The organism is Collimonas sp. GW821-FHT07E08 (assembly GCF_059418905.1).
The window spans coordinates 1-6,183 of sequence record NZ_JBWKQR010000036.1; the positions used below are offsets into that span (position 1 = coordinate 1).

Annotated in this window: 6 protein-coding genes and 4 pseudogenes; 4 read left to right on the forward strand and 6 right to left on the reverse strand. The window is 46.4% G+C overall.

The annotated features are described in order from the left end of the window. The 3 genes and pseudogenes from AC07RZ_RS23880 to AC07RZ_RS23890 all read left to right on the forward strand — a co-directional run. Positions 1-286, forward strand: a 286-nt coding sequence (locus AC07RZ_RS23880; RefSeq protein WP_494669842.1) for a hypothetical protein, incomplete at its 5' end; no start/stop codon positions are given. Positions 287-970: 684 nt separating this feature from the next. After that, a complete protein-coding gene (locus tag AC07RZ_RS23885; RefSeq protein WP_494669843.1) occupies positions 971-1,450 on the forward strand; it encodes a hypothetical protein in 480 nt (159 codons plus the stop codon). Positions 1,451-1,536: 86 nt separating this feature from the next. Further along, positions 1,537-1,803 (forward strand): annotated as a pseudogene (locus tag AC07RZ_RS23890) (IS66 family transposase); the annotation flags it as partial. Here AC07RZ_RS23890 and AC07RZ_RS23895 read toward each other — a convergent pair. From AC07RZ_RS23895 to AC07RZ_RS23905, 3 genes and pseudogenes are all read right to left on the reverse strand, one after another. Continuing rightward, positions 1,777-1,935: pseudogene (locus AC07RZ_RS23895) on the reverse strand (ATP-binding protein); the annotation flags it as partial. The pseudogenes AC07RZ_RS23890 and AC07RZ_RS23895 sit on opposite strands and share 27 nt — an antisense overlap. Before the next feature lie 12 nt (positions 1,936-1,947). Then, positions 1,948-1,998 (reverse strand): annotated as a pseudogene (locus tag AC07RZ_RS23900) (hypothetical protein); the annotation flags it as partial. A 781-nt stretch (positions 1,999-2,779) separates the two neighbouring features. Continuing rightward, the gene (locus AC07RZ_RS23905) at positions 2,780-3,028 is read right to left on the reverse strand and encodes a Tn3 family transposase (RefSeq protein WP_494669844.1); all 249 of its coding nucleotides are present in this window, start codon (positions 3,026-3,028) and stop codon (positions 2,780-2,782) included. 934 nt (positions 3,029-3,962) lie between these two features. Between AC07RZ_RS23905 and AC07RZ_RS23910 the strand changes: the two genes are divergently transcribed. After that, on the forward strand, positions 3,963-4,445 hold the full coding sequence (locus tag AC07RZ_RS23910; RefSeq protein WP_494669845.1) for a transposase: 483 nt from the start codon (positions 3,963-3,965) through the stop codon (positions 4,443-4,445). A 248-nt stretch (positions 4,446-4,693) separates the two neighbouring features. Here AC07RZ_RS23910 and AC07RZ_RS23915 read toward each other — a convergent pair whose 3' ends face one another. From AC07RZ_RS23915 to AC07RZ_RS23925, 3 genes and pseudogenes are all read right to left on the reverse strand, one after another. Continuing rightward, the gene (locus AC07RZ_RS23915) at positions 4,694-4,828 is read right to left on the reverse strand and encodes a helix-turn-helix domain-containing protein (RefSeq protein ID WP_494669846.1); all 135 of its coding nucleotides are present in this window, start codon (positions 4,826-4,828) and stop codon (positions 4,694-4,696) included. A gap of 631 nt (positions 4,829-5,459) precedes the next feature. Next, a complete protein-coding gene (locus tag AC07RZ_RS23920; protein WP_494669847.1) occupies positions 5,460-5,804 on the reverse strand; it encodes a transposase in 345 nt (114 codons plus the stop codon). Next, positions 5,801-6,183, reverse strand: a pseudogene (locus AC07RZ_RS23925) (hypothetical protein); the annotation flags it as partial. The pseudogene AC07RZ_RS23925 and the gene AC07RZ_RS23920, both read right to left, overlap by 4 nt.

A 6,183-nucleotide genomic window follows, 5' to 3' on the forward strand; every position in this document is an offset into this window, starting at 1 on the left:
TGTACACACGTCGAGTCGTTGGCTGGGCATTCTCGATGCGACCAGATGCCGATCTGGTCATACAGGAATTGGACATGACTTCCTGAAAAATGGTGTCTGTGCACCGAAAATTTTCCAGTTCCAGAATTATTGTAAATGCAATTATGCGGCGATGGTTGAACTGATCTCGAAATCGGTATACGACAGCTTTGTCGTGCCCCGCAATTTGAGGTTCAACAGCGACACCACGCTGTTCAGCGAAATCATGTTGTCCAAATACTTGATTTTCCCTCGGTATGTACCGTAGGTCCAGCCCAATTTATCGGATAACAGTGCGCTTAACAGGTGTGAGCTTGCTGACGGCAGCGGTGGCGACGATGGCGATCTGAAGTCATTCAATGCGGACGATAATTTACTATCTGGCTCGGATTGGCACTGGAACAAATTAGTAGGGCGCATGAAGTTGGATGGCAAGTTCGCAAGAAACTGGCTCCAGGGAGCGCTTGACGATACGCGCGGTCCTGTTGTGCAGTTTCGGGTGTTGAGAATGCTAGCCTTGGCAAGCCACGCAGATTATTGAAAGATCGAATTGTGCTGGGCCAACTAATTCTTGCAAATTCACTAAAATATAAAATTATTAATGCAATATGAGGATGTTATATATTATTTTAAAAAACAACTGTAAGATTAATGCACAATAGAATATTTCGTGGAAAATAATTTCGGAAGTTAAACTAACCAATCTACGTGGAGTATTAAATGCACGATGGAAATAAATGGATAATTTTGCGATTATCATCTAAATAAGCTGTATAAACTAAGCACTATCGATGCCTTACTAGGAAAGCGCTGATTAATTCATTAATTTACAAATGTAGCACTTATAAATCAATGAGTCCCAAATGATTTTCTGTAATAAATTAAATTAATCAGTCCTTTCCTGAACAGCCAAAGAGGCAACACTGTAACAATTATTTCATTTGATAATTTTATGCAAATACATACCTCAACTTCGCCGTCACAACGTGAGTATTTAATTAAACCGCTGGAGATGCTCGCCCAAAATTTCGCCTTTTCTGGCATGAGCGCCGTAGAAACTAAAATCGCGAATGCTGTGTTGACATTCCGCGATGCCCAAACCTCTCCATCGGCAGTAATTACATTCCGTTCCACCATGAATAAACTGAAAAAACAGATAAAAAAAGACTATCAGGAAAAATTTTACTCGGTTTACAAGTCGGCAAAAGATCTAGGAATAGCACATCCTGGCATGAAAATTGACATCCTGGATGCTACCGATAAAATCGGAGAGTATTTTATTGAACTCTTTAGCAAAATAATTTTTGTCGTTCCGCTCGTCACGGACGCGATTACTTGGATTTCCGATATCGCATTGCTCATTAAAAATGCTTTTTGTGCGATCAGGGGCTGGATAGAGAACTGGTTCTTGGAGCCAACAATTCGATGTTGAAAGACCTAGCCTCGCGCATCGCCAAGGACGAAGTCAGTCACTACAAGCAGTTCTTCCACGACCTGCTCAACCAGTGATAGCTGCCGATCTATTACTGTGACGACGGCATTGTCAAAATAGATAATAACATCGCCGAGAATGCATTGCGCGGATGCTGTCTGGGGCGCAGAAATTACTTGTTTCTCGGATCCGATAGCGGCGGAGAGCCTCCCACAACCATATAGGGCCTCATCGGCAGCGCACTCATGAAAGGCATCGATCCCGAAGCTTAGTAGCGCCACGTGTTCACCTGCATTGCGGAGCATCCGGCCAATCGCGTTGATGAACTCTTCAATGAAGCGGTAAGTGGCTAGGTCATGAACCAAGGTCTGGTACAGATTGGGCAGCCGATCAAAGTCGAAACCTTCAAGCGTCTTCTGTTCGCGGCGTGCGGCCTCGTCATGAATGAGCAAACTGAGGAAGTCAGTGAAGGCCACCATGGTATCAGTCGTCTTGAGTCAGAGTTGTGCGCCGACCAGTCGGAACGATACCGAATAATAGTTGTACTCATATTGTACATGCGCGTCAGGGTGAACTCTGACTTTAACTCAAGTCGCCAATTCTGACAGTACCGCCGGTAGCTGCTCTAGCAAGCTCTTCTCCACCTCGACGAATGTGTCAACGGTACTTCGCGTGTTGTGCTGTTGGTACGGTTTTCGGCCTCGGTCATCACCTATTCATGGAATTGGCGATTACGGAAATTTTTAAGCTAGTTGATGCATAACTGTTCTGGTTCAAGCTGTTTGTTTTGAGTATGGAATTTCCTTGCTGTTGATGATTGTATTGCGTTAGCTTACCTAGATTGATATGTGCGATGTGAGCAAGTTGTCAATTTCTGGCGGCCTCACTCCAGCGCTCTGGATGCCGAGTTTTGGTGGCCTCATAGACCTCATCGTGCTTGCGTAGCAGCGCGATGTCTATGCCAGCATGACGTCCGCCAAGTGTAACGAATTTGATCTCGCTGTGGCGATGCTCATGGTTGTACTATTGCACAAAGGTAGTGACTCAATCCCGTGTGTCGAGCAGATTGTCGAATGGTCGGCGCGAATGAATCGGGCAGTATTTCAGTGTTTTGAAAAGCGATTCTGAGAATGAGGCATCATTGCTGACATCCAGACGGCTGAACGAAGGGCTGACCCAAAGGGCTTGCAAGGTAGAGCGTATGGAAGATCCTTTCATGGGACTGCTATTGTCGGAATGTGGTTAGACATAAGAATTCGTGCGTAAATGAGTAACAATGGTTCAGTCTGTCGTTTTTCGTTGCGGCATTGCCGCCTGTATAGGGGATAACTAGATGCTGTAGTCCACTGGCACCGACTCACGATCCTTCAGATCGTACCGCCCGAACTCGTTAAGGTGGTGGGTTCGGAACGGACTGAACATCGCGAGTAGCTCGTGGACCAACTGGCAGTTCTCCGCGTCCAATTCCTTCAACGCCTGCGTGATCGTGTGGCAATTGTGAAAAATGACCATATTGGCAATCAGGTGATTGCGTTTGATGATCTTGACCTGGTCGTCGCGCACGTTCTCGGCGATCACGTCGGCACCAAAGTATACCGCAGTACTGAGGCTGAAATTCGGGCGATCCTCGAATGCGCTATTCGCCTCGCGGGTCGGATTAAGCTCGGCACTCTGCTAGGACGCGCGCTGGATCAAGAAACACTGTAATAGCCTACTAGGCTACAAGCTGTAGTCTAGTGTAGACAAGCATATAGCTGCTGCGCAAAAGAAGCGCAACCGTCGCCTCCATCAAACATGTCTTGGCAGGTCAGCGCAAATAGGGTGCAACTGCATAGGCAGCGCCTGCGCCACCTTAGCCCTGCCCCCTCAAGGCTGCACGCTACGGCTATTGGTGTTTCTGATAGAAGTTGACCTACCACCGTTCTGAACGGTGCAAGTGGGGCATGAACAACCGAAAATTACCACTTTCATTCCACCCGCAACCTCCCTGCATCGCTGTTCCTGCCTCTGAAGTTCGTCGGATGTGCCTTGCCCACTATCTTGCACTGTCAAAACTGGGGTATTCGAGGCAATCATAATTCTACGCCACTCTTACTGCGGCAGCCACCCATTGGACAGTTCAAATTGGCACGTATGGACAATGTTTTACGCCATTTTTTCCTACTAATAATATTCTTTTTGGAAATAAAATGGATTAAATATCACGCCGTCTTATCAAGACCAAAGATTTATATTTGCACATTGCGTGCATTGTCTATGGAGGAAAGGAAAATATTCCTAAGGAAGTATTGATTAATTCGATTTTCCACAAAAAATCATTCATAACTCATGGTTTTATAAATGATGCGTTTGTGTATTCTTGAATTAATCAGCGCGTGCCGAGCGGCTATGTAGGTACGTTATCAGTATGTGTTCAAAACGCGCGATGTGTTGCGTAGATGGCGAGTGATATTGGGTGATAGATCGGTTGGAACCTTTGGCATGTACTGAACATTAAAAATATGAGGGTAACATGCAACTATGTGATGAACAATGGAAGAAATTAGAACCTTTGCTTATAGGAACAAAGGGTAGCCCAGGCGTTTGGGGCAAAAATAATCGTAAATTTATAGAAGCGATATTTTTTGTTGTGTCTACTAAAATTAAATGGGCAGATTTGCCATTCGAGTTTGGTAACTGGAATTCAATTTATATGCGCTTTAGGCGCTGGGACGAATGTGGCCAATGGCAGCGAATGGCCGATGCAATCAATGACGATTCAAATTTACAGGAAATGTTGCAACTAGTTGCCATATTTGCTCAGGAATCTACAATACGACGGCAAAAAGGCTTAATCAGGAAAGTTAGTAAAATTATCTATCACGCCAAATTGAATGAAGTAAAACACCAATTGAATGAAGTAAAACAATATGTAGAAAGACCGTTTGAAAACGCATTAAATGATGAAAATTTAAATTTGCATTGGGTAGGCCTTGTAAACGGGGTAGTTAAGTGATCGCGTCGGATCTGTTCCTTTGCTTGCAGAATTGATACTGTGCAACTGATCTACTCGCCGCTGTCGCACAAAGGCGGCAACCCGGTCGTACGATCACTCGAAGCCTAGCGCACATAGATCAGCATGGATCTATTTTAAGCTGCGGTGCTGCTTTCGAGATTTGGTTGCTTCGGTTTTAAGCCAGGATGAAAATTTGAAAGCGTACTGATCAAGAGCACGGGGAGTGCGTCGATCTCGGTACGCCGGCTCTAGACTTCAGAGTGTAGATGACGTCTGACGGTGTTTCTGGAGATGCTTAAGCGCCTGGCGATCTCTCTCAAGGAGACCTGGTCACGAAGGTGCCAGCGTCGAATAATGCCACGTCGATCACTCCAATCTCCCACTCATTATATTGAGTAGGATTGTGATCTATACGTGGGTCACCCATTAGCCGTCCGTTGTAAAGGGTCCGAACTTACTACTCGCGAAATTCTGCGATATTTCTATTACCTCGATCCATAGTTATTTGTTCCGTCGATTGATATCGTATCCTTTGCTTCGATGCGTGGTTGCGTGAATCGCACCAGTCATCCATATGGATCAAGCGGAGGTGTTGCTGTTATCCCACCCTGGCAGCACCGCTGCCCCAGAAGCATCTCGGTACCGTCTTGCGTCCAATTGTGGGACGGTTCTTTGGCTTCCGCATAGCGGTTCCAGACCCTTGTGGCTCGCAAGCCGGACGATTCATTTCGTCGAAACAAACAGCAATGGCAAATGGCACAGCATCCAATCAGTTTTTGGTGGCTCAAAGTCCAACCCACGTACTTGGCTTACTGGCCGTTGCCAACCTTACGTAAAATAACGCTCTATCGAGAATTGTTGTCCTGTCTTTAGCATATGGAAGCAGGCCCGTGCCGGTTTGTGTGCCACTGCTTTGAGTGCAACAATACCATTCCGCTTAGCCTTCTTGCGCTGATAAAATTTACGCGCCGGCTCGCAATACCGAATGGCAAAGTTCGCAGCTTCGACATATGCTCAAGCCAGATAGCTATTCCCATTCTTGGTATTGCCTTCATCTTTCTTTTTACCGTTTGAGACGTGAACACTGTCAACGCAGCGACAGTACGATGCATAATTGCCGACGTCTGCAAAATGCTCGATGCTGCCGGTTTCAAGAAGAATGACCGTTGCCAGGATTGGCCCGATACCGGACACGGTTTTGAGCAGTCGATATCCTGGATTGCCGCGACAATGTCTGGACAATGCTTTCTCGATGCCATCGATCTGTATTTGAAGCGCCTGCAACACAGCCAGGTTGCCCTTGATGCCGATTGATTCGACAATCCCTAGTGACATCACATCGACATGTGCGTCAGTCAACTGTTTGACATCGTTACTGCCAAGGCGATCGCCGGTTTGTTGTACCAGACAGTTTCAGATCGAAACGACCTGGTGGTGCGCTGCTGAACAAGTTGCATACGTTTTAGAGCCAGATCCCGAACGGCTCGTATCGGTCGCGGCATGATATGGCATTCTGGCAGCAATCCCAGGCGTAGAATATACGCCAAATGGCGCGCATCGGGTTCATTTCCTCGATGTTTGAGACCGTCGTATTGCTTGATCGCAGTGGTATTGGCCAAGTGCAGTGAGTAACCAGCGTCAATCAAACCATCAACAAGCCAATAACTGCCCCTGCAACTGCAAGGTGGCGTCTTCTCCATACGGTGAATGAATCCCGCTGGCTGCATAATTGAGCGCC